Origin of the sequence: Achromobacter mucicolens, assembly GCF_029866465.1 — a bacterium.
In the GTDB taxonomy this organism is placed as follows: Bacteria; Pseudomonadota; Gammaproteobacteria; order Burkholderiales; family Burkholderiaceae_B; genus Achromobacter; species Achromobacter mucicolens.
On the sequence record NZ_CP123364.1, the window covers coordinates 2,562,119 to 2,588,558 of the forward strand.

At 66.6% G+C, this 26,440-nt stretch carries 25 protein-coding genes; 15 read left to right on the forward strand and 10 right to left on the reverse strand.

The genetic code is table 11. The features are described 5' to 3' along the window. Nucleotides 1-120 precede the first annotated feature (120 nt). Complete coding sequence (locus QEP15_RS11740; RefSeq protein WP_280148799.1) at nt 121-474, forward strand: VOC family protein; 354 nt, start codon at nt 121-123, stop codon at nt 472-474. 102 nt (nt 475-576) lie between these two features. On the opposite strand, the gene QEP15_RS11745 is transcribed toward QEP15_RS11740, so the two are convergent. Then, nucleotides 577-1,869 carry an NCS2 family permease gene (locus QEP15_RS11745; RefSeq protein WP_175155407.1) on the reverse strand — a complete coding sequence of 431 codons (1,293 nt, stop codon included), beginning with the start codon at nt 1,867-1,869 and terminating at the stop codon, nt 577-579. A 110-nt stretch (nt 1,870-1,979) separates the two neighbouring features. Here QEP15_RS11745 and tsaD point away from each other — a divergent pair, with 110 nt between their 5' ends. Continuing rightward, the gene (gene tsaD, locus QEP15_RS11750; RefSeq protein ID WP_056317357.1) at nt 1,980-3,011 is read left to right on the forward strand and encodes a tRNA (adenosine(37)-N6)-threonylcarbamoyltransferase complex transferase subunit TsaD; all 1,032 of its coding nucleotides are present in this window, start codon (nt 1,980-1,982) and stop codon (nt 3,009-3,011) included. 51 nt (nt 3,012-3,062) lie between these two features. Here tsaD and plsY read toward each other — a convergent pair whose 3' ends face one another. Beyond that, a complete protein-coding gene (gene plsY / locus QEP15_RS11755; protein ID WP_280148800.1) occupies nt 3,063-3,701 on the reverse strand; it encodes a glycerol-3-phosphate 1-O-acyltransferase PlsY in 639 nt (212 codons plus the stop codon). 94 nt (nt 3,702-3,795) lie between these two features. Between plsY and surE the strand changes: the two genes are divergently transcribed. The 7 genes from surE (at nt 3,796) to rlmD (ending at nt 10,693) form a co-directional block, all read left to right on the forward strand. Beyond that, complete coding sequence (gene surE, locus QEP15_RS11760) at nt 3,796-4,554, forward strand: 5'/3'-nucleotidase SurE (RefSeq protein WP_062841180.1); 759 nt, start codon at nt 3,796-3,798, stop codon at nt 4,552-4,554. Further along, nucleotides 4,539-5,363, forward strand: a complete 825-nt coding sequence (locus QEP15_RS11765; RefSeq protein WP_175235283.1) for a protein-L-isoaspartate(D-aspartate) O-methyltransferase — start codon at nt 4,539-4,541, stop codon at nt 5,361-5,363. The genes surE and QEP15_RS11765 overlap by 16 nt, the downstream gene beginning before the upstream one ends. Before the next feature lie 16 nt (nt 5,364-5,379). Then, complete coding sequence (locus tag QEP15_RS11770) at nt 5,380-6,237, forward strand: peptidoglycan DD-metalloendopeptidase family protein (protein ID WP_142055435.1); 858 nt, start codon at nt 5,380-5,382, stop codon at nt 6,235-6,237. Next, nucleotides 6,234-7,013, forward strand: a complete 780-nt coding sequence (locus QEP15_RS11775; RefSeq protein ID WP_056317371.1) for a 3'-5' exonuclease — start codon at nt 6,234-6,236, stop codon at nt 7,011-7,013. The genes QEP15_RS11770 and QEP15_RS11775 overlap by 4 nt, the downstream gene beginning before the upstream one ends. A gap of 192 nt (nt 7,014-7,205) precedes the next feature. After that, nucleotides 7,206-7,871, forward strand: a complete 666-nt coding sequence (locus QEP15_RS11780; protein WP_280148801.1) for a hypothetical protein — start codon at nt 7,206-7,208, stop codon at nt 7,869-7,871. Between the two features lie 347 nt (nt 7,872-8,218). Beyond that, nucleotides 8,219-8,971 carry a TorF family putative porin gene (locus QEP15_RS11785; RefSeq protein WP_152384343.1) on the forward strand — a complete coding sequence of 251 codons (753 nt, stop codon included), beginning with the start codon at nt 8,219-8,221 and terminating at the stop codon, nt 8,969-8,971. 228 nt (nt 8,972-9,199) lie between these two features. Beyond that, nucleotides 9,200-10,693 carry a 23S rRNA (uracil(1939)-C(5))-methyltransferase RlmD gene (gene rlmD / locus QEP15_RS11790; RefSeq protein WP_280148802.1) on the forward strand — a complete coding sequence of 498 codons (1,494 nt, stop codon included), beginning with the start codon at nt 9,200-9,202 and terminating at the stop codon, nt 10,691-10,693. A 34-nt stretch (nt 10,694-10,727) separates the two neighbouring features. Here the strand turns inward: rlmD and cueR are convergent, their stop codons facing one another. Further along, complete coding sequence (gene cueR, locus QEP15_RS11795) at nt 10,728-11,120, reverse strand: Cu(I)-responsive transcriptional regulator (protein ID WP_280148803.1); 393 nt, start codon at nt 11,118-11,120, stop codon at nt 10,728-10,730. After that, nucleotides 11,117-13,399 (reverse strand): heavy metal translocating P-type ATPase, encoded by a 2,283-nt coding sequence (locus tag QEP15_RS11800; RefSeq protein WP_152384345.1) that lies wholly within the window; start codon nt 13,397-13,399, stop codon nt 11,117-11,119. Before QEP15_RS11800 ends, cueR begins: the two co-directional genes overlap by 4 nt. Nucleotides 13,400-13,552: 153 nt before the next feature. On the opposite strand from QEP15_RS11800, the gene QEP15_RS11805 reads away from it, so the two are divergent. The 3 genes from QEP15_RS11805 (at nt 13,553) to QEP15_RS11815 (ending at nt 16,203) form a co-directional block, all read left to right on the forward strand. After that, nucleotides 13,553-13,753, forward strand: a complete 201-nt coding sequence (locus QEP15_RS11805) for a heavy-metal-associated domain-containing protein (protein WP_152384346.1) — start codon at nt 13,553-13,555, stop codon at nt 13,751-13,753. Between the two features lie 175 nt (nt 13,754-13,928). Continuing rightward, nucleotides 13,929-14,657, forward strand: a complete 729-nt coding sequence (locus QEP15_RS11810; RefSeq protein ID WP_056317387.1) for a glutathione peroxidase — start codon at nt 13,929-13,931, stop codon at nt 14,655-14,657. Nucleotides 14,658-14,772: 115 nt separating this feature from the next. Next, on the forward strand, nt 14,773-16,203 hold the full coding sequence (locus QEP15_RS11815) for a dihydrolipoyl dehydrogenase (protein ID WP_253853707.1): 1,431 nt from the start codon (nt 14,773-14,775) through the stop codon (nt 16,201-16,203). Nucleotides 16,204-16,296: 93 nt separating this feature from the next. On the opposite strand, the gene QEP15_RS11820 is transcribed toward QEP15_RS11815, so the two are convergent. From QEP15_RS11820 to QEP15_RS11830, 3 genes are all read right to left on the reverse strand, one after another. After that, nucleotides 16,297-17,187: a 23S rRNA (adenine(2030)-N(6))-methyltransferase RlmJ gene (locus QEP15_RS11820; RefSeq protein WP_280148804.1), complete on the reverse strand. Its 891-nt coding sequence runs from the start codon at nt 17,185-17,187 to the stop codon at nt 16,297-16,299. 13 nt (nt 17,188-17,200) lie between these two features. Beyond that, on the reverse strand, nt 17,201-17,950 hold the full coding sequence (ugpQ, locus tag QEP15_RS11825) for a glycerophosphodiester phosphodiesterase (RefSeq protein ID WP_175155415.1): 750 nt from the start codon (nt 17,948-17,950) through the stop codon (nt 17,201-17,203). Nucleotides 17,951-18,012: 62 nt separating this feature from the next. Beyond that, nucleotides 18,013-19,305: a M20/M25/M40 family metallo-hydrolase gene (locus tag QEP15_RS11830; protein ID WP_152384350.1), complete on the reverse strand. Its 1,293-nt coding sequence runs from the start codon at nt 19,303-19,305 to the stop codon at nt 18,013-18,015. Between the two features lie 349 nt (nt 19,306-19,654). Between QEP15_RS11830 and QEP15_RS11835 the strand changes: the two genes are divergently transcribed. After that, nucleotides 19,655-21,619, forward strand: a complete 1,965-nt coding sequence (locus QEP15_RS11835; protein ID WP_056317398.1) for a SurA N-terminal domain-containing protein — start codon at nt 19,655-19,657, stop codon at nt 21,617-21,619. A 16-nt stretch (nt 21,620-21,635) separates the two neighbouring features. Here the strand turns inward: QEP15_RS11835 and QEP15_RS11840 are convergent, their stop codons facing one another. Next, entirely contained in the window at nt 21,636-22,283 is a 648-nt protein-coding gene (locus QEP15_RS11840; protein ID WP_056317400.1) for an arylesterase, read from the reverse strand. Here QEP15_RS11840 and QEP15_RS11845 point away from each other — a divergent pair. After that, nucleotides 22,282-22,959, forward strand: a complete 678-nt coding sequence (locus tag QEP15_RS11845; RefSeq protein WP_152384351.1) for an ABC transporter ATP-binding protein — start codon at nt 22,282-22,284, stop codon at nt 22,957-22,959. The genes QEP15_RS11840 and QEP15_RS11845 overlap by 2 nt on opposite strands. Before the next feature lie 4 nt (nt 22,960-22,963). Here QEP15_RS11845 and fabV read toward each other — a convergent pair whose 3' ends face one another. Then, nucleotides 22,964-24,154, reverse strand: a complete 1,191-nt coding sequence (gene fabV, locus QEP15_RS11850; protein ID WP_062841166.1) for an enoyl-ACP reductase FabV — start codon at nt 24,152-24,154, stop codon at nt 22,964-22,966. Between the two features lie 106 nt (nt 24,155-24,260). Further along, nucleotides 24,261-25,235, reverse strand: coding sequence for a DMT family transporter (locus QEP15_RS11855; RefSeq protein WP_152384352.1), 975 nt, complete (start codon nt 25,233-25,235; stop codon nt 24,261-24,263). A gap of 93 nt (nt 25,236-25,328) precedes the next feature. Here QEP15_RS11855 and QEP15_RS11860 point away from each other — a divergent pair, with 93 nt between their 5' ends. Beyond that, complete coding sequence (locus tag QEP15_RS11860; protein ID WP_056317412.1) at nt 25,329-26,216, forward strand: LysR family transcriptional regulator; 888 nt, start codon at nt 25,329-25,331, stop codon at nt 26,214-26,216. Nucleotides 26,217-26,440 lie beyond the last annotated feature (224 nt).

Sequence of the window (26,440 nt, forward strand, 5' to 3'; positions counted from 1 at the left end):
CCAGCAACCATGCCCTTGGCCGGGTTGATTGAATTTTTCGATCCCTACAATAGCCAAAGAAAAAACGCGGCTTTTCGGCCGCGTTTTGGGTCGCATGCCACACGGACACAGGAGGCTCGGATGGGCGCAGGAGGCAAGCACAACCAGATCGACAACATCGAGTTCAACGTCGCGGACATTGCCCGCAGCAAGCGCTTTTATGGCGACGTCTTCGGCTGGACCTTCACGGATTACGGTCCCACCTACACCGAGTTTTCCGATGGCCGTCTGACGGGCGGCTTCACGACCGGCGAAGCGGTGCGCCCCGGCGGTCCGCTTGTCATCCTGTACGGCGACGATCTGGCCGCGATCCAGCAGCGCATTCTGACCGCGGGCGGGCGCATCAGCCGCGACGAATTCACTTTTCCGGGCGGCAGCCGCTTCCATTTCACAGACCTGGACGGCTACGAATTGGCGGTGTGGACTGCTCAATGAGGTGTCAGACACCTGCCCAAGGTGTCTGACACCCTGCCAGACGTGACCGCCAGGTTGGCAAGGCGCCGCCAGGGTGTCTGACACCTTGCCAAGCCACTGCGCTTATTCCGGGAAGAACGCGTAGCGGATCACGAACAGCACGGCCACGAGCCACGTGGCCGGGTGCACGTCGCGCATCTTACCCGTGGCGGTCTTGAGCACCACGTAGCTGATGAAACCGAAGGCGATGCCGTTGGCGATGGAATACGTGAACGGCATGACCAGCGCGGTCAGCGCGGCCGGCGTGGCCTCGCAGACGTCGTTCCAGTCGATGTCGATGAGCTCGCGCATCATCAGCCCGGCGACGTAGAGCAGGGCGGGGGCGGTGGCGTAGGCCGGCACGGCGCCCGCCAGCGGCGAGATGAACAGCGCGGCCAGGAACAGCAGGCCCACGATCAGCGCGGTCATGCCGGTGCGGCCGCCGGCCTGCACGCCGGACGCGCTCTCGACATAGGCCGTGGTGCTGCTGGTGCCCAGCATCGAGCCGGCAACGATGGCCGTGCTGTCCGCGAACAGCGCACGGCCCAGGCGGTTGGGCCGGTCTTCGGGCACCAGGCCCGCGCGCTTGGCCACGCCCACCAGCGTGCCGGTCGCATCGAACACCTCGACCAGCACGAACACCAGGATCACGTGCACGAACCCGGAGTGCAGGGCGCCCATGATGTCGAGCTTGAAAAGCGTGGGCGACAGGCTGGGCGGCGCCGAGAAAATGCCCTTGAACTCGTTGTAGCCCAGCAGCATCGACAGCACGGTGACGACGATGATGCCGATCAGGATGGCGCCGCGCACGCGCAGCGCGTCCAGGGATGCGATCACGAAAAAGCCCAGGATGGCAAAGAGCGGACCGTGCGTCGTGAGGTTGCCCAGCGTGACCTTGGTGGCTGGATGCGCGACCACGATCCCGGCGCTCGATAGCGCGATAATGGCCAGGAACAACCCGATGCCGGCGGCAATGGCGCTGCGTAGCGAATGCGGGATGCCCTTGACCAGCCAGACCCGGATGCCGGATATCGTCAGGAAAAGGAAGATGACACCCGAGATGAACACGGCGCCCAGCGCCTGCTCCCAGGTGTATCCCATGGTCTTGACCACGGTGAAGGCGAAAAACGCGTTCAGGCCCATGCCGGGCGCCATGCCGATCGGCCAGTTGGCAATGAATGCCATCACCAGCGACCCCAGCGCGGCGGCCAGGCACGTGGCCACGAACACGGCGTCGCGGTCCATGCCGGTCGAGGACAGGATGTCCGGATTGACGAAGATGATGTACGACATCGTCAGGAATGTCGTCAGGCCGGCAACGACTTCCGTTCTTGCGGTCGTGCCGTGCTCACGCAGCTTGAATAGCTTCTCCAGCATTCGAGTCCCCAGGGTTTTTGCAGGATTTTCAGGTTGTGTCGGGCGGAGGCGCATGCCCCGTCCCATTCAAGAACAGGCGTATTTTCGCATCAGTTGTAAACTCTGCCGCCATGATCATTCTCGGCTTTGAAAGCTCCTGCGACGAAACCGGCGTCGCAGCCGTCTGTACGGAACGCGGCCTGCTCGCGCACGCGCTGCACACCCAGATCGCCATGCACCAGGAATACGGGGGCGTGGTGCCGGAACTTGCCTCGCGCGACCACATCCGGCGCGTCATTCCGCTGACCCGCCAGGTGCTGGAAGAGGCGGGCATCCAGATGTCCGATGTCGGGGCGGTGGCCTATACGGCCGGCCCCGGCCTGGCTGGCGCCTTGCTGGTCGGCGCGAGCGTGGCGCAGGCGTTCGCCTGGTCCCGCGGCCTGCCGGCCATCGGCATCCATCACCTCGAAGGCCATCTGCTGTCGCCGATGCTGGCCGATCCCCGGCCCGAGTTTCCCTTCATCGCCTTGCTGGTGTCTGGCGGGCATACCCAGCTCATGCGGGTGGACGGGGTGGGCCGCTACGAACTCCTGGGCGAAACGCTGGACGACGCTGCTGGCGAGGCCTTCGACAAATCCGCCAAGCTGATGGGCCTGGGGTATCCGGGCGGGCCGGCGCTGTCCCGGCTGGCCGCCAGCGGCGATGCGTCGCGCTTTGACCTGCCGCGGCCCATGCTGCACAGCGGCGACCTGGATTTCAGTTTCAGCGGTCTGAAAACGGCCGTCCTGACCCGGGTCAAGGCGGCCGAACAGAACGGCGGCCTGGACGATCAGACCCGCGCGGACCTGGCGGCCGCCACGCAGGCGGCCATCGTGGAAGTGCTGGCGGCCAAGTCCATCCGCGCCTTGAAGCAGACCGGCCTGCGGCGGCTGGTGGTGGCCGGCGGCGTGGGGGCCAACCAGCTCCTGCGCGCCAAGCTGGATGCCGCGCTCAAGCCGCTCAAGGCGCGCGCGTACTTTCCGCCCCTGGAGCTGTGCACCGACAACGGCGCGATGATCGCCTTCGCGGCGGCCGAGCGGGTCAAGGCGGGATTGGCGACGCTGGACGCCAGCGCGCACAGCTTCACGGTCAAGCCCCGCTGGGATCTGGCCGATATCGCCTGAAATGAAACGGGCGGCCAAGGCCGCCCGTTCTATCAATACCCGTTCGGGGAATTATTTCTTCTTGCTGCCAATGCGGCTTTCGGTCCCCTGGATCAGGCGGGCGATGTTGGCGCGATGGCGGTAGAAGAGCAGGATGCCGATGACCGCCAGGGCCACGCCCAGCGCGGGCTGCGCCTGCCAGGCCAGGCCCGACCCGAACACGTAGTACACCGGGGCAAAAAACGCGGCGACCAGCGACGCCAGCGACGAATACCGGAAGAAAATGGCGACGATCAGCCAGGTCGCGGCGGTAGCCACGGCCAGCCAGGGCTGGATCGCCACCAGCACGCCCAGCGCGGTGGCCACGCCCTTGCCGCCCTTGAACCCCAGGAACACGGGGTACAGGTGGCCGATGAAGGCCGCCAGCGCCACGCAGGCCAGGGCGACGGGACCGATGCCCGGCGCCAGCTTTTCAGCCAGCCAGATCGCAAACCATCCCTTGGCGGCGTCCCCCAGCAGCGTCAGCGCGGCGGCGGTCTTGTTGCCGGTGCGCAGCACATTGGTGGCGCCGGGGTTCTTGGACCCGTAGCTGCGCGGGTCCTGAAGGCCCATCAGCTTGCTGACGACCACGGCGAACGGCACCGAGCCGATCAGGTAGGCCAGCACGACGAGCGCAATGGTAAACGGCAGGGAAGGTTCGGTTATCGCCATGGAAAGGGAGTCCGTTGTTGTAGTAATGGCTGCGGATTCTACCGCGGGTACAATCCGCAGCGTCACCCGCGTTTTATTTTCTTTCGGATGCACAATGCGAATTCTGGTTTCGAACGATGATGGCTATTCGGCCCCCGGCCTAGAGGCGCTGGTGGCGGCGCTGGAAGGGCTGGGCGATTTGACCGTCGTCGCCCCCGAGACCAATCACAGCGGCGCCTCCAACTCGCTCACCCTGAACCGGCCGCTGTCGGTGCGCACCGCCTCCAACGGCTTCATCGCGGTCAACGGCACGCCGTCCGACTGCGTCCACGTCGCGCTGACGGGTCTCATGGACGCGCGTCCCGACCTCGTCGTGTCGGGCATCAACAACGGCGCCAACATGGGCGACGACACCCTCTATTCGGGCACCGTCGCCGCAGCCAGCGAAGGCTATCTGTTCGGCATTCCCGCCATCGCGTTCTCGCTGGCGGAAAAAGGCTGGGAGCACATCGAATCGGCCGCGCGCGCAGCCCGCCTGGTGGTTGAGCGCCATCTGGCCCAGCCCCTCGCGGCGCCGGTGCTGCTCAACGTCAACATCCCCAACCGCCGCTTCGAAGACATGCACGGCTTTGCGGTCACGCGGCTGGGCAAGCGGCATCCGTCGCAGCCCGTCGTGCGCACGACCACGCCCTACGGCGACACGGTCTATTGGATCGGGCCGGTCGGCCTGGCCGCGGACGCCACGCCCGGCACGGACTTCCATGCCGTCGAGCAGGGCATCGTGTCGGTCACGCCCTTGCGCCTGGACCTGACGCAGCACAGCCAGCTTGACGAGATCCGCACCTGGGCGGAGCCGCTATGCGCAAACGGATAAGCCAGCCGGACCTCACCCCCGGCGCGGCCAGCCGCGCCAGCCCGGCCCGCCATGACGCCGGCCGGCTCGGTCCGGGCTACACGCCGGCCAACAGCAACACGCGAATTTCCGCCGCCACGCTGCCCCGGCAAGCGCAGGCGCCGCTGCCGCAGGCGGGCAGCAATCTGGGTCTGAACTCCGAACGGTTGCGCCAGGCCATGGTCCAGCGTCTGCGCACCCAAGGCATCACGGACGAGCGCGTCCTGAACGCCATGGCCGCCGTGCCGCGCCACCTGTTCGTTGACGAGGCGCTTGCCAGCCGCGCCTACGAAGACGCGGCCTTGCCCATCGGCCACTCGCAAACCATTTCCCAGCCGTGGGTCGTCGCGCGTATGATCGCGGCTGCTTGCGAAGACCGCGCGCCAACCCGTGTGCTCGAGGTCGGAGCCGGTTGCGGGTATCAGGCCGCAGTGCTCGCGCAGTTCGTGCGCGACGTCCACACCATCGAACGCATCCGCGGTTTGTACGAGCTGGCGCGCGAGCATTTACGCGCCTTGCGGCTCACCACAAGGATCCGCCTCATCTATGGCGACGGCACCTTGGGGCTGCCCGGCGTGGCGCCGTTCGATGCTATCGTTGTGGCTGCCGCAGGTCTGGCCATCCCGCAAGCGCTGCTGACGCAGCTTGCTCCGGGAGGCCGTCTCATCGCTCCCGAAGGGGGCTCGAACCAGCGCCTGGTTCTGATCGAACGCACGGGCGCGGCAAGCTGGAAACGAACCGAACTAGAGGCCGTGCGCTTTGTGCCGCTACGGTCCGGAATACAATCTTGAGCAACAGGAGAAACGTATGCTCAACGGGCAGTTGCAACTGACCGATATGAATTTGGGCGCGTCCATGACGCGCCTGCGCCGCCCGCTCTTTGCAGTGGGGGTCCTCAGCCTCGCCATCCTGGCCGGCTGCGCATCCAAAGGTACTCGTGCCCCCGTGGTCGACATGACCGGCGGGCAACCCGCGCCGACGGCGACGTCCGGCAGCTATGTGGTCAAGCCGGGCGACACGCTCTACAAGATCGCCCGCGCCAACAACGTCGACATCGAAAACATCAAGCGCTGGAACAACATCAGCGATCCCAACCAGATTTCGGTGGGGCAGGTGCTGCGCATGTCCGGCGGCGCCACCGGTGGCGCGCAAACCGCGCCGATCTCCGGCGCCCGCCCGCAGCCGCGTCCGCTGGACCAGCCCGAAACCCCCGCGGCCACCACGCCCGCGCCCGACGCCACCCCCACCGCGCCTCCGGCGCCCGTGGACACCAAGCCGGCGCCGCGCGCGGCCGATGCGGGCGTCATCAACTGGGCCTGGCCGGCCAACGGCCAGATCGTGCAGGGCTTTAACAGCAGCAGCAAGGGCATCGATATCGCCGGCGCGCTGGGCGACCCGATCACCGCCGCGGCCGATGGGCTGGTCAAGTACAGCGGCAACGGCGTGCGCGGCCTGGGCAACCTCATCATCGTCGAACACCAGAACGGCTTCATCACGGCGTACGCGCACAACCGCTCGCTGCTCGTGAAGACCGGCCAGACGGTCAAGCGCGGCGCCAAGATCGCCGAGCTGGGCCAAAGCGACACCACCTCGCCGCGCCTGCACTTCGAGATCCGCCGCCAGGGTACGCCGGTGGACCCGATGCAATACCTGCCGCCCAAATGACGCCCACCCTGGTATTCGACCTCGAAACCATCCCCGATGCCGACGGGCTGCGCAAGCTCAACGGCTGGGGCGCCGACGTGCCCGACCAGGAAGTGGTCGAGCGCGCGCTGACGGCCCGGCGTGAGGCCGTGGGTCATGACTTCCTGCCCTTGCACCTGCACAAGGTGGCGGTGGTGGGCTGCGTGTTCCGCGACGACCAGGGGTTTCGCGTCAAGACGCTGGGCCAGCCGGACGATCCCGAGGCGGCGCTGCTGGCGGGTTTTTTCAAGACCATCGAACGCTACACGCCTCGCCTGGTCAGCTGGAACGGCTCGGGCTTCGACCTGCCCGTGTTGCACTACCGCAGCCTGATCCAGGGCGTGCCTGCGCCGCGCTACTGGGACATGGGCGAAGAAGACCGCGACTTCAAGTTCAACAACTACATCTCCCGCTACCACACGCGGCACGTCGACCTGATGGACGTGCTGGCCAAGTACAACGGCCGCGCCAACGCGCCGCTCGACGAACTGGCCAAGCTGTGCGGCTTTCCCGGCAAGCTGGGCATGGATGGCAGCAAGGTGTGGGAGGCCTGGAGCACGGGCCGCGCCGACGAAGTGCGGGCGTATTGCGAAACCGACGTCGTCAATACGTGGCTGGTCTACTGCCGCTTCCGTTTCCTGCGCGGCGAACTGGACCGCACGGCCTACGAGGCGGAAATCGCGCTAGTGCGCGACACGCTTGGCGCCAGCGACGCCCCGCACTGGAAGGAATACATGGCGGCCTGGGACGCGGGCTGACCCGCGCCAGCCGCTCACTGATGCCGACCCATCGTGTGGATGGGACAGCATGCGGACGGGGCCTTCGAGGGGCCTCGTTCTCGCGTCTGCGGGGCAAGCAATCGACTGAAACAAGACGGCCGCAAACGAAACCTGGATGAAACCAGCGGGATCGCACAATGGCCTCGCTTTCTTCACTTCCAGGAGACCTACATGTCCCGATTCGCTATCCGCTCCAATCTGGCCGTCCTTGCAATCGTCGCCGCGTCCAGCGGTTTCGCGGCTGGCTCCGCCATGGCCGCGCCGCCTCCGCCCGCTGATGGCGGCCCGGCCGCCATGCACGAAGGCCATCGCGGCGGTGGTTTCCACAAGGGCATGCGCGACGGCCTGCTCATCCCCGGACTCGGCCCCGTGTCCAAGGCACAGGTTGCCGAGCTGAAACTCGACGCCAAGCAGGAGGCCCTTTTCAAGACCGCCCAGGACAGCCAGCGCAGCCTGCACGAAGCCATGCGCGCCGCCGGCGGCAAGCGCCACGACTTGCTCAAGGCGCAGCTGGACAGCGGCAAGCTCGATCCTCGCGCCCTCATCGACCAGTCGGAAAAGCGCCGCGACGCGTTCGAGCCCCAGGCCAAGCAGGTTCGCGACCAATGGCTGGCCGTCTGGGATAGCCTGAACGACACGCAGCGCGCCCAGGTGACCAAGATCGTCAAGGAGCGCGAAGCGCGCATGGCCGAACGCCACGCCAAGATGGAAGGCCGCGCGGACGGCAAGGGCCATCCCGGCATGCGCGGCGCGGACGGCCGCCCCGGCATGCGTGGCGCCGACGGCCGTCCCGGCATGCCGCCGCCCCCGCCGCCTGCCGCGCCCCAGGCCAACTGAGGCGGAAAGTCCCAGGCCATCACACTGGCCGCAACGTGGGGCAACGCTCCACTTGAACGCAACCCCGGCACGCTTCGCGCGTGCCGGGGTGTTTTTTTCCAGGCGGGCCAGGCCGGGCCGGATTTCCCCGTTTTGACGCATTGGCCCTGGCTGCGCCCCATAACAGGGCACCAGCATGGTGCATTGCCAGCGCCCGACGGACGCTGCGGCGGGTTGCGCAATGGAGCCGAAACCTGGCACGGACATTGCTTGAAGGGATTTGAGCCGGTTTTACCTGCACAGGCCGGCCAGCCGGATGCGCCGCGCGCCGTCCGCTCTCCCGACTATCCGATCAGGACCTTCGCACCATGAATAAGACGTTGCTAGCCTTGCCCCTCGCGCTTGCCGCTTGTTTTGCAGGTGTGGCGCAAGCCGAACCCACCGACCTGGGTGGCGGCTTTTCGCTCAGCGGTAACGCCACGATAGTCAGCGATTACCGCTTCCGCGGCTATTCGCAGACCGACTTCCGTCCCGCCGTGCAGTTGGGCTTTGACCTGAACCACAGCTCGGGCTTCTACCTGGGCAACTGGAACTCCAACGTCTCCAACTTCGTGTTCACCGACGGCAATCTGGAAATGGATTTCTACGGCGGCTGGAAGGGCGACGTCGGCGGCGGGTTCACCTTGGATGCGGGCGTGCTGCATTACTACTATCCCGGCTCCACCTCGCCCAAGGGCGGCAACTACAACAACACCGACCTGTACCTGGGCGCGTCCTACGGCAACTACAGCCTCAAGTATTCGTACACGCCCAGCGACTTTTTCAGCACGCCGGACAGCAAGGGAACCTGGTACCTGGACGGCACGGCCACGTTCGACCTGGGCGACGGCTGGGGACTGCTGGGCCACCTGGGCTACCAGAAGCTCAAGAACCAGACCAACATGGACGGCGACTCGATCGGCCATTATGTCGACTACAAGCTGGGCGTGACCAAGGACCTGAAGGGCTGGATCCTCGGCCTGGCCGCCGTCGGCGCCACCAAGGACAACTGGCTGCCCACCAAGTACGGCCATCCGTCCGGCCGCATCGGCGCCGTCTTCTCGGTGGCGCGCGCATTCTGATATCCGTGGCGGCGCCGTCAAAAGCGCTGGCCTTTTGGGGTTGCTCCGGAACGCCGCCTGGCCAGGCGGCATTCCGGAACAGCCCCTTTTTTTGCGCGTGCGATGTGCGGCGAGACGCCGGGCAGGGCGGGTTGGCCCCGGCCGCTCCGGCCCCGTCAAACCCGATTTCCGGGAATACGCGAAGTCCTTCTACAATCACGGGTTGCGTGCAATTCTGGACTGCGTGAGATGTCTGACGTTTTGAATATCGAATCCCTGGACCTGGAAGCCAGGGGGATCGCCCGCCGCGACGGGAAGGTCATTTTCGTGGAAGGCGCCTTGCCGGGCGAACGGGTCACCGCGGTCACGCTGCGCCGCAAGCCCTCCTACGAGACGGCTCGGGTGGACGAGGTACTGCATCCCTCGTCGCAACGCGTGGTGCCCCGCTGCCCGCATTTCGGCGTCTGTGGCGGCTGTGCCATGCAGCATCTGGAACCCACCACGCAGGTGGCCATCAAGCAGCGCGCGCTGGAAGACACCTTCTGGCATGTCGGCAAGCTTCGTCCGGCGCTCATCCTGGCGCCGCTGCAGGGCCCGACCTGGGGTTACCGCTACCGCGCGCGTCTGTCCGTGCGCGTGGTGCCCAAGAAGGGCGGGGTGCTCGTGGGCTTTCACGAACGCAAGAGCAGCTACGTGGCCGACATGCGCGAATGCCATGTGCTGCCCCGCCACGTCAGCGATCTGCTGATCCCGCTGCGCGAAATGATCGCCTCGATGTCTGCGCCGGACCGCATGCCGCAGATCGAAGTGGCGCTCGGCGAGGGCGTGACGGCGCTGGTGCTGCGGCATCTGCTGCCGCTCACCGACGGCGACATCGCGATCCTGCGGGCCTTTGCGGCCAAGCACGACGTGCAATGGTGGTTGCAGGCCAAGGGCCCGGACACGGTGCACCCGCTGGAGCGCGAGCACAACGACACGCTGTCCTACACCATGCCGGAATTCGGCCTGCGCATGCCTTACCGTCCGACCGACTTCACGCAGGTGAACCACGCCATCAACCGGGCGATGGTGTCGCGGGCGCTCAAGCTGCTGGAAGTTCAGCCCACCGACCGCGTGGCCGACCTGTTCTGTGGCCTGGGCAACTTCACGTTGCCGCTGGCCACGCAAGGCCGCGAGGCCGTCGGCGTTGAAGGCAGCAAGGCGCTGACCGATCGCGCGTTCGACGCGGCATCGCGCCACGGCCTGGGCGATCGCACCAGCTTTGCCACCCTGAATCTCTTCGAAGTCGACGCCACCTGGCTGCGGAGTCTGGGCTACTTCGACCGCATGCTGATCGATCCGCCGCGCGAAGGCGCGCACGCGGTGTCGCAGGCGCTGTCCGACCTGTCGTACGAAGAACGTCCGCGCCGCATTGTCTACGTGTCCTGTAACCCGGCTACGCTGGCGCGGGACGCGGCCATCCTGGTTCACGAAGGCGGCTACGTGCTCAAGAGCGCGGGCGTGATCAACATGTTCCCGCACACCGGCCATGTGGAATCCATCGCCGTGTTCGAGACGCTTGACGCGCAGGGCGTGCTGGAAGCGAAAGCGCGCGCCCGTGAGCGTGTGGCCACCGCGGCCGCCGAAGCGGCGGCCGCCGAGCAAGCCAGGCTAGCCGCGGCGGCCGAGAAGGCGGCGGCAAAACAGGCCGCCACCGAGGCCTACGAGGCGCGCGTCGCCGCCGAGGCGCAGCCGGGCGAATAAGGCGCGGTGGCGGGCAACGCCCCGCCGCCTGGCATCAGTGCGAGCAGCCCAGGTTCTCCAGGATGGGGCAATCGGGCCGCTCGTCCCCGTGGCAGTGTTGCGCCAGATGCTTGAGCGTGGCCGCCATCTCCCGCAGGGACTCGGCCTTGCGCTCCAGCTCATCGACGTGCTCCAGCGCAATGCGCTTCACATCCGCGCTTGCCCGGCTGCGATCCTTCCAGAGCGCCAGCAACTCGTTCATCTGCTCCACCGAAAACCCCAGGTCGCGCGCGCGGCGCACGAAGCGCAGCGTGTGCAGGTCCTGGTCGGTGTAGACGCGATAGCCCGAGTCCGTGCGCACCGCGGGCCCGATAAGGCCGATGCTCTCGTAGTACCGGATCATCTTGGCCGAAATGCCGGACTGCTTGGCGGCTTGTCCGATGTTCATGCTTGCCTCCAGCGGGGGCGGAAGGCCTTCAGACGCAGCGCATTGCCCAGGACGAATACGCTGGATAGCGCCATCGCGCCCGCCGCAAAGATGGGCGAGAGCGACAGCCCGAAAGCCGGGTACAGGGCGCCCGCGGCCAGCGGGATCAGAGCCGCGTTGTAGGCAAATGCCCAGAACAGGTTCTGCCGGATGTTGGCCAGCGTCGCGCGGCTGAGCGCGATGGCGTTCGGCACGCCGTGCAGGTCATCGGCCATCAGCACCACGGACGCCGCCTCGATCGCCACATCGGTGCCCGTGCCGATCGCAATGCCGGTATCGGCCGCGGCCAGCGCCGGCGCATCGTTGATGCCATCGCCCACGAACGCCACCTTGCGCCCGCCCTCGCGCAGCGCCGCAATCGCCTGCACCTTGCCGTCGGGCAGGACCTCGGCGCGAACTTCGTCGATGCCAAGCTGGCGCGCAACCGCCTGTGCGGTGTGGCGGTTGTCGCCGGTAATCATGGCGGTCTTCAGGCCTTGCGCGTGCAGCGCGGCAATCGCGGACACCGCCGATGGCTTGACCGGATCCGTCACGGCCATCATGGCGGCGGCCTGACCGTCGATGGCGACGTAAATCGGCGTCTTGCCTTCGTTGCCCCAATCCGTGGCACGTGCGCCGAACGCGCTGACATCGATGCCGCGTTCGGCCATCAGGCGCGCCGCGCCCGCCAGCACCTTGCGGTCCGCCACGGCCGCCTCCACGCCCGCGCCAGTGATCGCCGCAAAGCCTTCGGCGGGAAGCAGTTCCAGCTTGCGTTCGGCGGCGGCCGCCACGATGGCCAGCGCGATCGGATGCTCGGAGCGCGCCTGCACCGATGCCACCCATTGCAAGACCTGCTGGGCGTCATGGCCCGGCGCGGGTTCCAGTTCGGTCAGCGTGGGCTTGCCCAGCGTGAGGGTGCCGGTCTTGTCGAAGGCCACCACATCGACGTCGCGCAACGTCTGCAAGGCGTCGCCCTGGCGGAACAGGACGCCCATCTCGGCCGCGCGTCCCGTGCCCACCATGATGGAAGTGGGCGTCGCCAGACCCATGGCGCACGGGCAGGCGATGATCAGCACGGCGACCGCATTGACCAGCGCGTGCGAGAGGGCGGGCTCCGGTCCCAGGAAGAACCAGACCAGGAAGGTGAGCAGGGCGGCCGCCATGACCGCCGGGACGAACCAGGCGGTCACCTGGTCCACCATCGCCTGGATCGGCAGGCGCGCGCCCTGGGCTGCTTCGACCATGCGGATGATCCGGGCCAGCATGGTGTCCGCACCCGTGTGCGTGACGCGCAAGGTGAAACTGCCCGAGGTGTTCAGCGTGCCGCCCGTTGCCTGCATCCCGGGGTGCTTTTCGACCGGCACCGGCTCGCCCGTCAACATGGACTCGTCGACGTAGGAATTGCCTTCGACGATGTCGCCGTCCAGCGGAATCTTCTCGCCGGGCCGCACCATCACGATGTCGCCGGTGCGCACGCGTTCGATCGCAATATCCTGCGCCTGGCCGTCGCGCAGCACCCGCGCGGTGCGCGGCTGCAGGCCGATCAGCCGCTTGATGGCCGCGCCGGTCTTGCCCTTGGCGCGCGCTTCGAGCATGCGGCCCAGAAGGATGAGCGTGACAATGACGGCGGCCGCCTCGAAGTACACGTTGCGGGAGGCCTGCGGCAGCAGGCCGGGCGCAAACGTGGCGACGACCGAATAGCTCCACGCGGCGCCGGCGCCCAGCGCCACCAGCGAATTCATTTCAGGCGCGCGGCGCCACAGGGCGACCAGCCCCTTGGTGAAAAACTGCCTGCCTGGCCACACCAGCACGGCGGTCGTCAGCACGAATTGAAGCAGCCAGCTGTTCTGCTGGCCGATCGTGCCGAGCACCCAATGATGCATGGCGGGAATCAGGTGCGATCCCATCTCCAGCGCGAACACCGGCAGCGTCAGCGCGAGCGCCACGAAGAACGCCTGCTGCAGCCGGTGCGCCTCGGCGTCGCGGGCCTGCGACTGCCGCTCGGCGTGGTCGTCCTGGGCGGCGATGGGATGGGCCTCGTATCCCATCTTCTCCACGGCGGCGACCAGCGCCTGCGGCTGGGCAGCAGCAGGGTCGAATGAGACCCGCGCGCGCTCGGTTGCGAGGTTGACTTGCGCCTGCGCAACCCCGGGGACATTCGTCAGGGCTTTTTCCACGCGCTTGACGCAAGATGCGCAGGTCATGCCTTCAATGGCAAGTTCCAATTCGGAAATGGGGGGTAGGTTTGCTGCGCGCATGGCTGTCTCTGTCTGAATGGGAGCACTCAGTTTCATCCTTCCCATCATGGGAAGGTCAAGCGCCATTCTACGCTTGACCTTGCCATAATGGGAACGTTTAACCTGCCCGTCATGGTGGCCGTGCGCCACCTTTGAACCTTCCGGAGAAAAACCATGACCATCGCTTTCCAAGTGCCTGACATGACCTGCGGCCATTGCGTCAAGACGATCACCAGCGCCGTCAACCAAGCCGTCCCCGGCGCCGTTGTCGCCGTCGATCTGCCTGCGCATCGCGTAACGATCACGGGAACCGACCAGGCCGACAAGGTCGAGGCGGCCATTCGCGACGCCGGGTACGAGCCCGCCCGACTCTGATGCGGCCCATCGTGGCGTTGTGATAGCTTTCGTATTTCTTTAGAGATTCAATCATTGTCTATAACTATCAATCAATTGAATTAATTAAATTGGATTGTTTGATAGCTCAGATTTATGATTCTTCTCATGGCGGATCGAAACCGCCAATTTATTTAGCCACCAAGGAGAAATTCGAATGCTGCAAAACCGCGAAGGCCAACGTGTTCCCAATGTGACGTTCCCCGTTCGTGAGGACAACACGTGGAAGAAGGTCACGACCGACGACCTGTTCAAGAACAAGACGGTCGTGGTCTTCTCGCTTCCCGGCGCGTTCACGCCGACCTGCTCGTCCACCCACCTGCCGCGGTACAACGAACTGGCCCCCGCGTTCTTTGCCTCGGGCGTGGACAGCATCGTCTGCGTGTCGGTCAACGACACCTTCGTCATGAACGAATGGGCCAAGGATCAGGAATCGGCCAACATCACGCTGCTGCCCGACGGCAACGGCGCCTTCACCGAAGGCATGGGCATGCTGGTCGACAAGAGCGACCTGGGCTTTGGCAAGCGCAGCTGGCGCTATTCCATGCTGGTCAAGGACGGTGTCGTCGAAAAGATGTTCATCGAGCCGGAAAAGGAAGGCGACCCGTTTGAAGTCTCGGACGCCGACACCATGCTGGCTCACGTCGCGCCGTCGGCCAAGAAGCCGGACCAGGTGGTCGTGTTCTCCAAGCCGGGCTGCCCGTTCTGCGTGGAAGCCAAGGCGCTGCTGGACAGCAAGGGCTACGCCCCGATCGAGATCCCCCTCGAAAACAAGGTCCGCGGGCGTGTGATCGGCGCGGTGTCGGGCAAGGGCACGGCGCCCCAGGTGTTCATCAACGGCGCCCTCATCGGCGGCCTGGAAGACCTGAAGGCGCACTTCGCCTGATCACCTGGCGATGGGGCCGGGCAGGGGGCGTCCCCCCCTCCCGGCGCAAAGCGCGGCGCACGTCGCCGCGCTTTGCTCGACACTGAAAAACTTGCATCACAGGGGGTTCCCAATCATGAACACGCTGCACACCGACATTGCCGTCATCGGCGCCGGCACCGCAGGCCTGGCTGCCTATCGCGCGGCCAAGGCAGCGGGCAAGCGCGCGCTGCTCATCGAAGGCGGCCCATACGGCACGACCTGCGCCCGCGTGGGCTGCATGCCGTCCAAGCTCTTGATCGCCGCCGCCGAGGCCGCGCATGCGGCGGCGCACACGGAAGGTTTCGGTGTGCATGTCGGCGGAGAGATCACGGTTCACGGCGCCGAGGTCATGGACCGCGTCAAGCGCGAACGTGACCGTTTCGTGGGCTTCGTGGTCGATGGCGTCGAGAACATTCCCGCCGAGGACAAGGTACGCGGCTACGCGAAGTTCGTGTCCGACACGGTGCTGCATGTGGACGACCATACCGAAATCCAGGCCTCGCGCGTGGTGATCGCCACCGGCTCGCGCCCGTCGGTGCCGCCGCCGTTTCGCGCACTGGGCGACCGGCTCGTGGTCAACGATGACGTGTTTGCGTGGGACGATCTGCCGAACCGCGTCGCGGTTTTCGGGCCCGGCGTGATCGGGCTGGAACTGGGGCAGGCGCTCGCCCGTCTTGGGGTGGAAGTTCGTGTCTTCGGCATGAGCGGCAGCCTGGGCGGCATCAGCGATCCGCAGGTGCGCCAGACCGCGCGCAAGATCTTCCAGCGCGAGTTCTACCTGGACACGGACGCCCGCGTCCTGGAAACGACCCGCGTCGGCGACGAAGTCGAAGTGCGTTATGTCGCGCTGGACAACAGTGAGCGCACCGAGCGCTTCGACTACGCGCTGGTCGCCACGGGCCGCCGCCCCAACGTCGATGGCCTGGGACTTGAGAACACGTCGCTGGCGCTGAATGCGCAGGATGTGCCGCAGTTCGACCGGTTGACGATGCAGGCTGGCAGCTCGCCGATCTTCATCGCGGGCGACGCCAACGCCGACGCGCCGTTGCTGCATGAGGCCGCCGACGAGGGCCGCATCGCCGGCGAAAACGCGGCGCGCTTTCCCGATGTGCGCCAGGGCCTGCGGCGTGCGCCGCTGGGCGTGGTGTTCTCGGATCCGCAGATCGCGCTGGTTGGCGCGGGCCATGCGAAGCTGGTGCCGGGCACGTTCGTCATCGGCGCGGTCGATTTCAGCGACCAGGGCCGTTCGCGCGTAATGCTCAAGAACCGCGGCATGCTGCACGTGTATGCCGACATCGAAACGGGCCGCTTCCTGGGCGCCGAAATGATCGGCCCCAGCGCGGAACACATCGGTCACCTGCTGGCGTGGGCCGTGCAGCAAGAGCTCACGGTGGCGCGCATGCTGGAAATGCCGTTCTACCATCCCGTGATCGAGGAAGGCCTTCGCACCGCGCTGCGCGATGCGGCCTCGAAGCTGGCGCTGGCGCAGGAAGCCTTGCGCGATGCCGACGTCGAAACGGTCTGAGCCGCCGCAAGCCCGCAAGTAAAAAGGGCCGCGCCATGAAGGCGCGGCCCTTTTGCCGTCTGCGCGATCGCACCGCCGCAAGCGGGCGGCCCGTCAGTCGTCCGATTGCTTCTTCGGAACGGGGAACGGGTTCTCGCGGTATTGCAACGTGAAGCCAGCCCGCTCGTCCTGCGCCAGTTCGCGGGCCAGGTACGGCATGGCCTGTTTCAGCGCATCGTGCAGCGTCCAGGGCGGATTGATGAGGAACATGCCGCTGCCGTGCAGTCCATAGCCGTCGATGGTTGCCTTCTTGACCGTCAGCGTGGCGTGCAGCCAGCTCTTGACCTTCAGGTTCTCGAAGTGGCGCGCCATTTCGCTGGCTTCTCGCCGTTGCACCAGCGGATACCAGATGGCATACGTGCCGGTGGCAAAGCGCTTGATGCACTCTTTGACCGTGACGAGCGTGCGGCGGTAATCGTGCTTGTCTTCATACGAGGGATCGATCAGCACCAGGCCGCGCCGCGTGGGCGGCGGCAGCAGCGCCTTGACGCCTTCGAAGCCATCGTCGCCATAGATGGTGGTCTGGCGCTGCGCGGCGCGGCCCTGGTGTTCCAGGTTGCCGACCAGCGTGTCGATTTCGGTGGGGTGCATCTCGAACAGGCGCAGGCGGTCGGACGGACGGAGCGCGTCCAGCGCCAGCCAGGGCGAGCCCGGGTAACGGCGCAGCCGGCCGTTGGTGTTGTAGTCGCGGATGCGCGCAACGTAATCGGCCAGCAGCGGCGGCAGGTCCTTGGCTTCCCACAGGCGGCCGATGCCGTCCGCAAACTCGGACGTCTTGGCGGCCCAGTCGCTGTCCAGACTGTAAAGGCCGGCGCCGGCGTGGGTGTCGACGACCCGATACGGAGCGTCTTTCTTGTTGAAGTAGTCCAGGGTGTGGACCAGGATTGCGTGCTTGAGCACGTCGGCGTGGTTGCCGGCGTGAAAGGCGTGGCGGTAGCTGAACACGGGGCTGTCTGCCTCAGGCGGCGGGCCGGATGGCGGCCAGCTCGTCGGTGAAAATGCCGTCGATGCCCCAGTCGAGCAGCAGGCGCGCGCGCTCGGGGTCATTGACGGTCCAGGCCGCGATGCGGTAGCCGGCGGCGTGCACGGCGTCGATCAGTTCGCGGGTGGCGTCCTTCTGGTTGATGTTCAGGGCGACGCACTGGTACTTGGCAAGCCGTTCACGCCAGTCGGCCGGCACCTTTTCCACCAGCAGCGCGCGCGGCAGTTCGGGCGCGGCCTCAAGGGCGGCTTGCAAGGCTTCCTCGGCAAACGAGGACAGCAGCGGCGCCGTATCGGCGCCTTGCCACCATTGGCGGGCCGCCAGGGCGACGGCGCGGCCGGTCTCGGCCTCGCGGCCCGGGCAGGGCTTGATCTCGACGTTGCTGGCAATGCCGTTGGCCAGCGTGTAGCGCGCGACGGCGGCAAAGGTGGGCAGCGGTTCGCCCGCGTAGGCGGGCGAATGCCAGCTGCCGAAGTCCAGCTGGGCCAGCTCGGCGAACGTCTTGGCGGCCGCGGGGCCGGTGCCGTTGGAGGTGCGGTCGACGTCGTCGTCGTGCATCAGCACCGGCACGTTGTCGCGGCTGAGCTTCACGTCGTATTCGAACATGGTGAAGCCGTTTTCGGCGCCGACGCGCATGGCGGCCAGCGTGTTCTCCGGGGCCAGGCGGCCGCCGCCGCGGTGCGCGATGTAACGGGAGTAGGGCCAGGAGGGAAGGGTTGCGGTCATTTCGGTGCTGCTTCGGGGTTCTTTTGGGACAGGTTGCAAGGATACCTTGTCTTGGCCCGCACCTACTTCAGCGGCGCCTTGTCCTCGGAGACGTCCATGATCATGCGCGTGGCCAGATACAGGCGCGGCACGATGCTGCCGATCAGGACATACTCGGCGTCATTCGAATGCGCGCCGAAGCCGCTCAGCCCCATCCCCTCGATGACGGGGCCGCGCGCCTTGAGCGCCGCAAAGGCGGCGTCCGTGCCGCCACCGCTGGCCCGGTCCACCACCTTGAGCGGCAGGTCCAGTTCCTGGTAGATCTTCACGCCGTGCTGGGCAAGCGCGCGCGACGCGGCCGTCGCTTCCAGCGGCGGCCGGCGGACCTCGAATTTGACGCTGACCTTGGACTCGGGCAGCAGCTTTTTCTGCACCCGTTCCTCCAGCGTGCGCGCCAGCGCGTCGAAATCCGACACGCGCAGGGCGCGGGCGTCGCCCTGCGCGGTAGCCAGGCCGGGAATGACGTTGCGGTTGGTGCCAGCCTGGGCGACCGTCCAGTTCAGTTTCAGCCCCTCGTCGGGCTTGGACAGGTCGTCCAGCTGCAGCAGCTGATGGGACAGCTCATAGAGCGCATTGACGCCGCCCTCTGGCCGCGCGCCCGCATGCGAGGTCTTGCCTTGCACCGTCAGGTACGCCGCCCCGATGCCGCTGGTGGCGAGCGTCAGGCGCGGCTCCATGCCGCCGCCCTCGAACGAAAAGACGGCGTCCTGATCGGCGCCCAGACGGGTGATGGTGCTGCGAGCCCCCGGCGAGCTGATCTCCTCGTCCCCGTTGATCAGCACGGTCAGGGTGCCGTAGTCGGAAAACTTCAATGTCTTGAGCAGGGCGATGGTGTGGAGGATGGCCGCCACGCCGTGCTTGTCGTCGGCGATGCCCAGGCCGTAGGCCTTGTCGCCATCGATCCGGAAGGGCTGATCCTTCAGCATGCCGTTGCGGTACACGGTATCCATATGGGCGATCAGCATGATCTTCTTGCTGCCGCTGCCCTTGAACTGGGCGTGGACCATCGGACCGACCTTGTCAGGCGTGTCGTCCAGCCGGAAGACATCCGTCGGCGCGATGATCTCCACGGTGCCGCCCAGCGCCTGGAGCCGGTCACGGATCAGTTCGGCGATGCGTTCGACGCCCTCGACGTCCTTGCTGCCCGACTCGATGTTCACCAGATCGCGCATCGTGTCGAGGACCGCCTGCTGCTGGCCCTTGGCCGCGTCCAGCACCTCGGCGACCGGAGCGGCCTGCGCGGCATGGGCGCAGCCCAGGAACGCCAGGGCGACGCAGGATTTCAGAAAAGGCAGGCGGGAAGGCATGAACGGCATCGTGAGTGACCTTTTAGCGCGCGGGTGGGAGACCGGCCTTGCGCCGGCCTGGCAATTGGGGCCCGACTGGCGGGACAGCCCCAGCCCACGATACGAGCGCCGGGCGGGGCGGGTAATGGGGGTTTCCCGGGTTGACGGGGGCGAGACGGGCGGGGACGGAACAGCCGCCGCCACGGCCGTCGCGGGGCGGGAGAACCGCGGGCCTCCGTAATGAATGAGAAATGGTAAAATCTGCCCGCTGATCCCGGTAATAACCGGTATGGGAATAGGGGCGAATCCACTTCGCCTTTTTTTATGCGTTTTCGTGCGGCCCCGGGCATCCATCCCGGAGCGCGGCAACAGGGATTCCATGTTCGAATTTATTCGCAGCCATCGGCGCTGGATGCAGTTCATCCTGCTGATCTTGATCGTGCCTTCCTTCTTCCTGGTCGGGATTCAAGGCTATGACAGCTTCATGAACCGGGAGCCCGAGCTCGCGACGGTGGCTGGCCAGCCGATTTCCCGCGCCGAGTTCGACCAGGCACACCGCAACCAGCTCGACCAGTTCCGCCAGCGCCTGGGCACGCAGTTCGACCCGGCCGTGATCGACACGCCCGCGTTGCGTGAAGGCCTGCTGAACCAGCTCATCAACCAGCGCCTGCTTGCCAATGTGGCCGCCGACAACCGTTTCTCGGTGTCCGACGAGACGCTGCGCAACACGATCGCCGCCATCCCGGAAGTCCAGGACAACGGCCGTTTCTCGCCCGAGCGCTATCGCCAGGTGCTGGCCGCGCAGGGCATGTCGCCGACCTCGTTCGAAGCCGGCCTGCGCCGTGACCTGGCCATCGCCCGGGTGCTCGAGCCCGTGGGCCAATCGGCCCGCGCGCCGGCCGAAGTGGTGGCCGCGCTGGAATCGGCGCTGACGCAGACGCGCACGGTGCAGTTGCGCAATTTCTCGGCAGCCGACTTCCGTTCGCAGGTCACCGTCACCCCGGCCGACATCCAGGCCTGGTACGACGCCAACAAGCAGCAGCTGCAGGTGCCGGAACAGGTGCAGGTCCAATACCTGGTGCTGGACGAAGCGGCCGCCACGCAAGGCGTGCAGGTCAAGGACGAAGACCTGGCTGCTTACTACGAACAGAACAAGAACCGCTTTGGCCAGCCCGAGCGCCGCCGCGCCAGCCACATCTTCATCGAACTGCCGTCCGGCGGCTCCGAAGATGCCCGCAAGGCGGCACGTGCCAAGGCCGAGGACATTGCCAAGCAAGCCGCTGCCGACCCCAGCAAGTTCGCTGAACTGGCCGCCAAGAATTCGCAGGATTCGGGCTCGGCCGCCAAGGGCGGCGACCTGGGCTGGATCGCGCCGGGTTCGCAGGCGGGCCCGCTGGACAAGGCCATCTTCGGCCTTGCCGCCAATCAGGTGTCCGGTGTGGTCGAAAGCCCGTTTGGCCTGCACATCCTGAAGGTCACGGAAATCAGCCCGGCCGCCATCAAGCCGCTGGCCGAGGTCAAGGACCAGATCACCGCCGAAGTCCGCAAGCAGATCGCCGCGCAACGCTTCTCGGAGATGGCCAGCCAGCTGAACAAGCAGGTCTACGACCAGCGCGACAGCCTGCAACCGGCTGCCGACGCCGTGGGCCTTAAGCTGCGCACCGCCTCCGGCGTGACCCGCGAAGGCCTGTTGCCCGCCGCGAAGGCCGGTCCGGGTTCCGCTGCCGACAGCCCGGACGCCGCGCTGCTGGACAACCCGCGCGTGCGCCAGGTGTTGTTCTCGCCCGACGTGCTGCGTGAAAAGCAGAACTCCGGCGTGATCGAACTTGCCCCCGACACGATGCTGGCCGTGCGCGTCGCCGCTGTCGAGCCGGCACACGTGCCGCCGCTGGACAAGGTCAGCGACGTCATCCGCGCCAAGCTGCTGGACGAGCGCTCGGCCGAAGCCGCCAAGAAGGCAGGCGAGGCTGCGCTGGCCGCCAACAAGGCAAATCCTGCCGCGGCGCCGGAAGGCTTTGGTCCCGCCGTCACGGTGTCGCGCCAGAATCCGCAGGATCTGTCGCGCCCGGTGCTGGACGCCGTGATGCGCCTGCCGTCGGCCGCGCTGCCGGCCTTCACGGGCGTGCAGTCCGGCGTGGACTACACGCTGGTGCGCCTGGAAAAGGTGGAAGCGGGTCAGACCGAAGCCGCCGACAAGGAGCGCCTGGCGCAGCAGTTGTCGGGCGCCTGGGGCCAGGCCGAAAACGAAGCCATGATCCGCATGCTGCGCGAGCAGTACAAGGTGAATGTGCTGCCGGCCGCCGCCGACGTCATTCGTGGCGATCAGGCCCAGGCCGCGGGCTGATCGCCGCAGGCAACGCTCAGTTCAACAGGGGCCGCAGCGTCGGCCACACGTTGTCGAGCAATTGAGGCTGGGCATCCTCGTTCGGATGGATGCCGTCAGCCTGGAACATCGCCCGGTTCGTTGCGATACCTTCCATCAGGAAGGGCACGAGCCGGGCGTTTTCGTCTTTGGCGACCTTGCTGAACACCGCGGCAAAGCGTTGCGCGTAATCCCGGCCATAGTTCGGCGGGATCTGCATCCCGACGATCAGCACGTCGGCATCGGCCTTGCGGGCCGCCTGCGCCATCGTTCGCAGGTTCTGTTCGGTCATGTTCAGGGGCAGGCCGCGCAGCGCGTCATTGGCGCCCAGCTCCAGCACGACGACGGCGGGGGCGTGCTGGCGCAGCAGCGCGGGCAGGCGGGCCACGCCGCCGCTGGTCGTGTCGCCGCTGATGCTGGCATTGACGACCTTGAACTTCGGGTATTGTTCGGAAACCCTTTCAGACAGCAGGGGCACCCAGCCGGTGCCGCGCTTGATGCCATACTCGGCCGACAGGCTGTCGCCCACCACCAGTACGGTGCGCGGCGAGGAACCCTGGGCCGCGGCGGCGGTCTGAGCGTGGGCGGGCGCCGCCGCGGCGGTCGCAAAGGCAGTCACGAGAAGCAGACGGGAAAATAGGCGCATGGATAGCAATAACTCAATCGTGGTGAGAGGGCTGGGCAAGCGGGTGGCCGATGCCGGCGGGTCGCTTTCTATCCTGGAAGGAATCGATTTTACGGTCGCCGCGGGCAGTGCCGTGGCCATCACCGGCAGTTCCGGTTCGGGCAAGTCGACTCTGCTGGGACTGCTGGCCGGCCTGGATGTTCCCACTTCGGGCAGCGTACACCTTGCGGGGCAGGATCTGTTTGCCTTGGACGAGGACGGCCGCGCGCGCCTGCGGGCCAATCATGTGGGCTTCGTGTTCCAGTCGTTCCAGCTGCTGCCCAATCTGACCGCGCTGGAAAACGTGATGCTGCCGCTTGAACTGGCGGGCCAATCGGCGCGGGAGGCCGCGCAGGCCATGCTGGAGCGCGTCGGGCTGGGCGCGCGCCTGCACCACTATCCGCGCACGCTCTCGGGCGGCGAGCAGCAACGGGTGTCGCTGGCCCGGGCCTTCGTGGTGCAGCCAGACCTGCTGTTTGCCGACGAACCCACCGGCAGCCTGGATGCCGCCACTGGCGTGACGGTCATCGACCTGATGTTCGACCTGCACCGCGAACAAGGCACGACGCTCGTGCTGGTCACGCATGACCCGCAACTGGCGGCGCGCTGCGGGCGGCAACTGGTGCTGGCGGCCGGCCGCATGGTGCCGGCTGATTGAGGCGCTAGGCCAGTTCGCGGATCGGCACCACCGGATCGACGTCTGCGTCGTAATCGACGCCGTCGATTTCAAAGCCGAACAGACGCAGGAAGTCGCGCTTGTAGCCGGCAAAATCGGTCAGCGTATACAGGCTGGCCGTGTCGACCTGATCCCATAGCGCCTGCACCCGCGCCTGCACCTTGGGATCCAGTTCCTTGTAGTCGGCGCGTAACCGGCCCTCGTCGTCCAGGATGGGGGAAGGGCCGCACAGGCTGTCGCGATACAGTCCGTACACCTGTTCGATGCAGCCTTCGTGCGTGCCGTCTTCCTTCATGACCTTAAAGAGCAGCGACAGGTACAGCGGCATCATCGGGATCGCCGAACTGGCCTGCGTCACCACGGCCTTGAGCACCGACACGCGGGCATCGCCGCCGCGCGCGGCCAGCTTGGCGCGGATGTCCAGCACGCGCTGGTCCAGGTCTTTCTTGGCCGCGCCGATGGACCCGTTCCAATAGACGTCGTGCGTGATCTTTTCGCCCAGATAGGTGAAGGCGGTGGTGGTGGCGCCTTCGGCCAGCACACCGGCTTGCAGCAGCGCATCGATCCACATCTGCCAGTCTTCCCCGCCCATCACGGCGACGGTGGCGTCAATCTCGTCTTGCGAGGCCGGCTCCAGCACGCCGTCCTTGATGAGTTCCTTGTCGGTGTCCAGGCCGCGCAAGGTCACGGACTTGCCGATGGGCTTGAGGGTGGAGGTGTGGACCTGCCCCGTCTTCGGGTGCGTGCGGCGCGGCGCGGCCAGGCTGTAGATGACCTGGTCGACCTGGCCCATGTCCGCCTTGATGGCGTCGATGGTGCGCTGCTTGATCTCATCGGAAAACGCGTCACCGTTGATGCTCTTGGCGTACAGCCCCTCGGCTTGGGCGAACTTGTGGAACGCGGCGCTGTTGTACCAGCCCGGCGTGCCCGCCTTGCCGGCGTCGCCCGGTCGCTCAAAGAATACGCCCAGCGTCTGCGCGCCACAGGCGAAGGCCGCGCTGATGCGCGCGGCCAGGCCGTATCCCGTCGACGCGCCCAGGACCAGCACGCGCTTCGGTCCCCCGGGCACCGGTCCTTGCGCCTTCACGTAGTCGATCTGTTGCTTCACGTTGGCTTCGCAGCCGGCAGGATGGGTGGTGACGCAGATGAAACCGCGCACGCGGGGCTTGATGATCATGGGAGCCTCTTGTTGGGGATACGCCAGGGGCAGATGCCGGATCGGGCATCAGGCGAAGCGCATTGTACGGGAGGCGGCCGGCCGGTGACGGGGACAGCGCCGCCGCTCAGCGCCGGGCCGTCGTGCCGGCGGCCGCCTGGGCCAGCGCGGCGCCCAGCGCGCGGCTGCGCCGCCATTCGATCATGCCGATGCCCACGCCGCTGGCGCAGATGATCGCAATGCCCAGCCAGGTGAGCGGGTCGGGAAAATGCCCCCACACCAGCCAGCCGACCGACGTGGCGCTGATGATCTGCAGGTAGATGAATGGCGCCAGCGTGGAGGCCGGGGCGCGGCGGTAAGCGGCAATCTGGAACAGGTGGCCCACGCAGCCTGTAATGCCGGTCGAGATCAGCACCATCCAGTCGAACGCCGACAAGGCCTGGAGCACGGGCAGTGCGGGCGGAAGGATGAAGGGCAGGGCGAGCGTCAGGCAGATCGTGCCGACGGCGCCGCTCCAGATCAGCGAGGTGAACGGATCGTCGCCGGCCACGCGGCGCGTGGCGATGAATTGCGCGGTAAAGCAACAGGCGGTCAGCAGGCCGAAGATCGTGCCCACCGGGTGCAGGCCGCCGCCGGGGCGGATGACGATCAGGACGCCGACGAAGGCGATGCCTGCGGCGACGAAGCGCGACATGCGCGCCGGTTCCTTCAGGATCCAGGGCGCCAGCGACAGCACGAGCAGGGGCGCCAGGAAATTGATCGAGGTGGCTTCGGCCTGGGGGATGTAGCTGAGCGTCGTGAAAAACATCAGCGTGGCCAGGAACATCGAGCCGCCGCGGATGAGCTGTTCTCGCGGCTTGGTGCTGCGCAACACCCGCATACCGCGCGCGGGAAGCACCAACGCCAGGACGAGCACCAGGTGGATGGCATAGCGGACCCACGACAGCACCAGCAAGGGCACGCCCGCGTTCATGACCCATTTTCCGCTCGCGTCCAGGCACGACAGGGTCCACATCGACAGCACGAGCAGCAGCACGCCGATCATCGGGCCGCGTGCGGTGGACGCGCCGGAGCGCGGGCGACCGTTATCGGCCGGGGACATGGCGGGTACTCCTTTCAGCGTACACAGGGCATGGCGCCTTTGGGGCGATGAGCGGCTGACATGATACGCTCATCCCGCCGGGGGAAAAGGCCAATGATAGAACTACGCAACGTCGAAACTTTTTTTTGGGTCGCCACACTGGGCAGCTTTCGGGCCGCATCGGACAAGCTCAACACCACGCAGCCCGCCGTCTCGCAGCGCATTGCTTCGCTCGAGGCGGATCTGGGCGTCAAGCTGTTCGAGCGCGACGCGCGCGGGGTCAAGCTGACCGCCAAGGGGCACGAACTCCTGTCGCATGCCGAACGCATGCTGCAGGTGCGGCGCGACATGTTCGAGGCTGCGCGCGAGCAGAACGTCATGTCCGGCACCGTGCGCATCGGTGTCGCCGAAACCATTGTGCAGACCTGGCTGCCCGCGCTCATCGAACTGATCCATGCGACCTATCCGGCACTGGTGCTGGAGATCGAAGTGGACACGACGCACGTGCTGCGTTCGCACCTGATGTCGCGCCAGATCGATCTGGCCTTCTTGATGGGGCCGGTGCTGGAGGCGCGCGTGGAGAACCTGCCGCTCTGCACGTACCCGCTGGCGTGGGTGGCCAGCCCGCTGCTGGATCTGGGGCCGGAGCCCTTGACGCTGGCCACGATCGGCAAGCTGCCGATCATCACGTATCCCTCCAACAGTTCGCCTTACCGCGTGGTGCGCGACATGCTGACCCGGGCCGGCGTGACCTCGCCGCGCATGTACGGCAGCGCTTCAATGTCCATGGTGGTCCGCATGACGCAGGACGCGATCGGCACCAGCGTCATCGCGCCCGTGTTCCTGGGCAAGGAGCTGGCCCGCGGCGAATTGCGGATTCTGCAGGTGCAGGCCGACCCGCTGCCTGAGCTGAGCTTTACCGCCACATGGGTGCAGGGCCCCGACAGTCATGCCGTGCGCGTCATTGCGCAGATGGCGCAAAAGGTCGCCGCGCAGGCCTGAGCGGGCAAAACAGCCGTAGGTGTTTTCCCGAGCCAGCGGCGTTGCGGGCTGCTCTGGGGCGTGCCCGCCAGGCCCTGTTTCGCACCCCGTCGATGGCCGCAAGGCCGCGCCAATACGTCGTTTGCGGCGAATGGCGTTGCTTGGCGCCGCGAGACCCAAGAAAAATTTATACCCCCACATCGGAACATACGATTGGACGCTTGCCGCCCCTGGCGATGCAATGG

Bases quoted from the DNA above. Each gene is read 5' to 3' on its own strand.
- QEP15_RS11765 (WP_175235283.1), top strand. From the start codon at position 4,539: ATGCGCAAACGGATAAGCCAGCCGGACCTCACCCCCGGCGCGGCCAGC.
- QEP15_RS11770 (WP_142055435.1), top strand. From the start codon at position 5,380: ATGCTCAACGGGCAGTTGCAACTGACCGATATGAATTTGGGCGCGTCC.
- ugpQ (WP_175155415.1), bottom strand. From the start codon at position 17,950: ATGACCGCAACCCTTCCCTCCTGGCCCTACTCCCGTTACATCGCGCAC.
- QEP15_RS11800 (WP_152384345.1), bottom strand. From the start codon at position 13,399: ATGCGCGCAGCAAACCTACCCCCCATTTCCGAATTGGAACTTGCCATT.
- QEP15_RS11815 (WP_253853707.1), top strand. From the start codon at position 14,773: ATGAACACGCTGCACACCGACATTGCCGTCATCGGCGCCGGCACCGCA.
- QEP15_RS11775 (WP_056317371.1), top strand. From the start codon at position 6,234: ATGACGCCCACCCTGGTATTCGACCTCGAAACCATCCCCGATGCCGAC.
- QEP15_RS11805 (WP_152384346.1), top strand. From the start codon at position 13,553: ATGACCATCGCTTTCCAAGTGCCTGACATGACCTGCGGCCATTGCGTC.
- tsaD (WP_056317357.1), top strand. From the start codon at position 1,980: ATGATCATTCTCGGCTTTGAAAGCTCCTGCGACGAAACCGGCGTCGCA.
- QEP15_RS11860 (WP_056317412.1), top strand. From the start codon at position 25,329: ATGATAGAACTACGCAACGTCGAAACTTTTTTTTGGGTCGCCACACTG.
- QEP15_RS11740 (WP_280148799.1), top strand. From the start codon at position 121: ATGGGCGCAGGAGGCAAGCACAACCAGATCGACAACATCGAGTTCAAC.
- QEP15_RS11835 (WP_056317398.1), top strand. From the start codon at position 19,655: ATGTTCGAATTTATTCGCAGCCATCGGCGCTGGATGCAGTTCATCCTG.
- plsY (WP_280148800.1), bottom strand. From the start codon at position 3,701: ATGGCGATAACCGAACCTTCCCTGCCGTTTACCATTGCGCTCGTCGTG.
- QEP15_RS11845 (WP_152384351.1), top strand. From the start codon at position 22,282: ATGGATAGCAATAACTCAATCGTGGTGAGAGGGCTGGGCAAGCGGGTG.
- QEP15_RS11780 (WP_280148801.1), top strand. From the start codon at position 7,206: ATGTCCCGATTCGCTATCCGCTCCAATCTGGCCGTCCTTGCAATCGTC.
- QEP15_RS11810 (WP_056317387.1), top strand. From the start codon at position 13,929: ATGCTGCAAAACCGCGAAGGCCAACGTGTTCCCAATGTGACGTTCCCC.
- surE (WP_062841180.1), top strand. From the start codon at position 3,796: ATGCGAATTCTGGTTTCGAACGATGATGGCTATTCGGCCCCCGGCCTA.
- rlmD (WP_280148802.1), top strand. From the start codon at position 9,200: ATGTCTGACGTTTTGAATATCGAATCCCTGGACCTGGAAGCCAGGGGG.
- cueR (WP_280148803.1), bottom strand. From the start codon at position 11,120: ATGAACATCGGACAAGCCGCCAAGCAGTCCGGCATTTCGGCCAAGATG.
- QEP15_RS11830 (WP_152384350.1), bottom strand. From the start codon at position 19,305: ATGCCGTTCATGCCTTCCCGCCTGCCTTTTCTGAAATCCTGCGTCGCC.
- QEP15_RS11855 (WP_152384352.1), bottom strand. From the start codon at position 25,235: ATGTCCCCGGCCGATAACGGTCGCCCGCGCTCCGGCGCGTCCACCGCA.
- fabV (WP_062841166.1), bottom strand. From the start codon at position 24,154: ATGATCATCAAGCCCCGCGTGCGCGGTTTCATCTGCGTCACCACCCAT.
- QEP15_RS11745 (WP_175155407.1), bottom strand. From the start codon at position 1,869: ATGCTGGAGAAGCTATTCAAGCTGCGTGAGCACGGCACGACCGCAAGA.
- QEP15_RS11785 (WP_152384343.1), top strand. From the start codon at position 8,219: ATGAATAAGACGTTGCTAGCCTTGCCCCTCGCGCTTGCCGCTTGTTTT.
- QEP15_RS11840 (WP_056317400.1), bottom strand. From the start codon at position 22,283: ATGCGCCTATTTTCCCGTCTGCTTCTCGTGACTGCCTTTGCGACCGCC.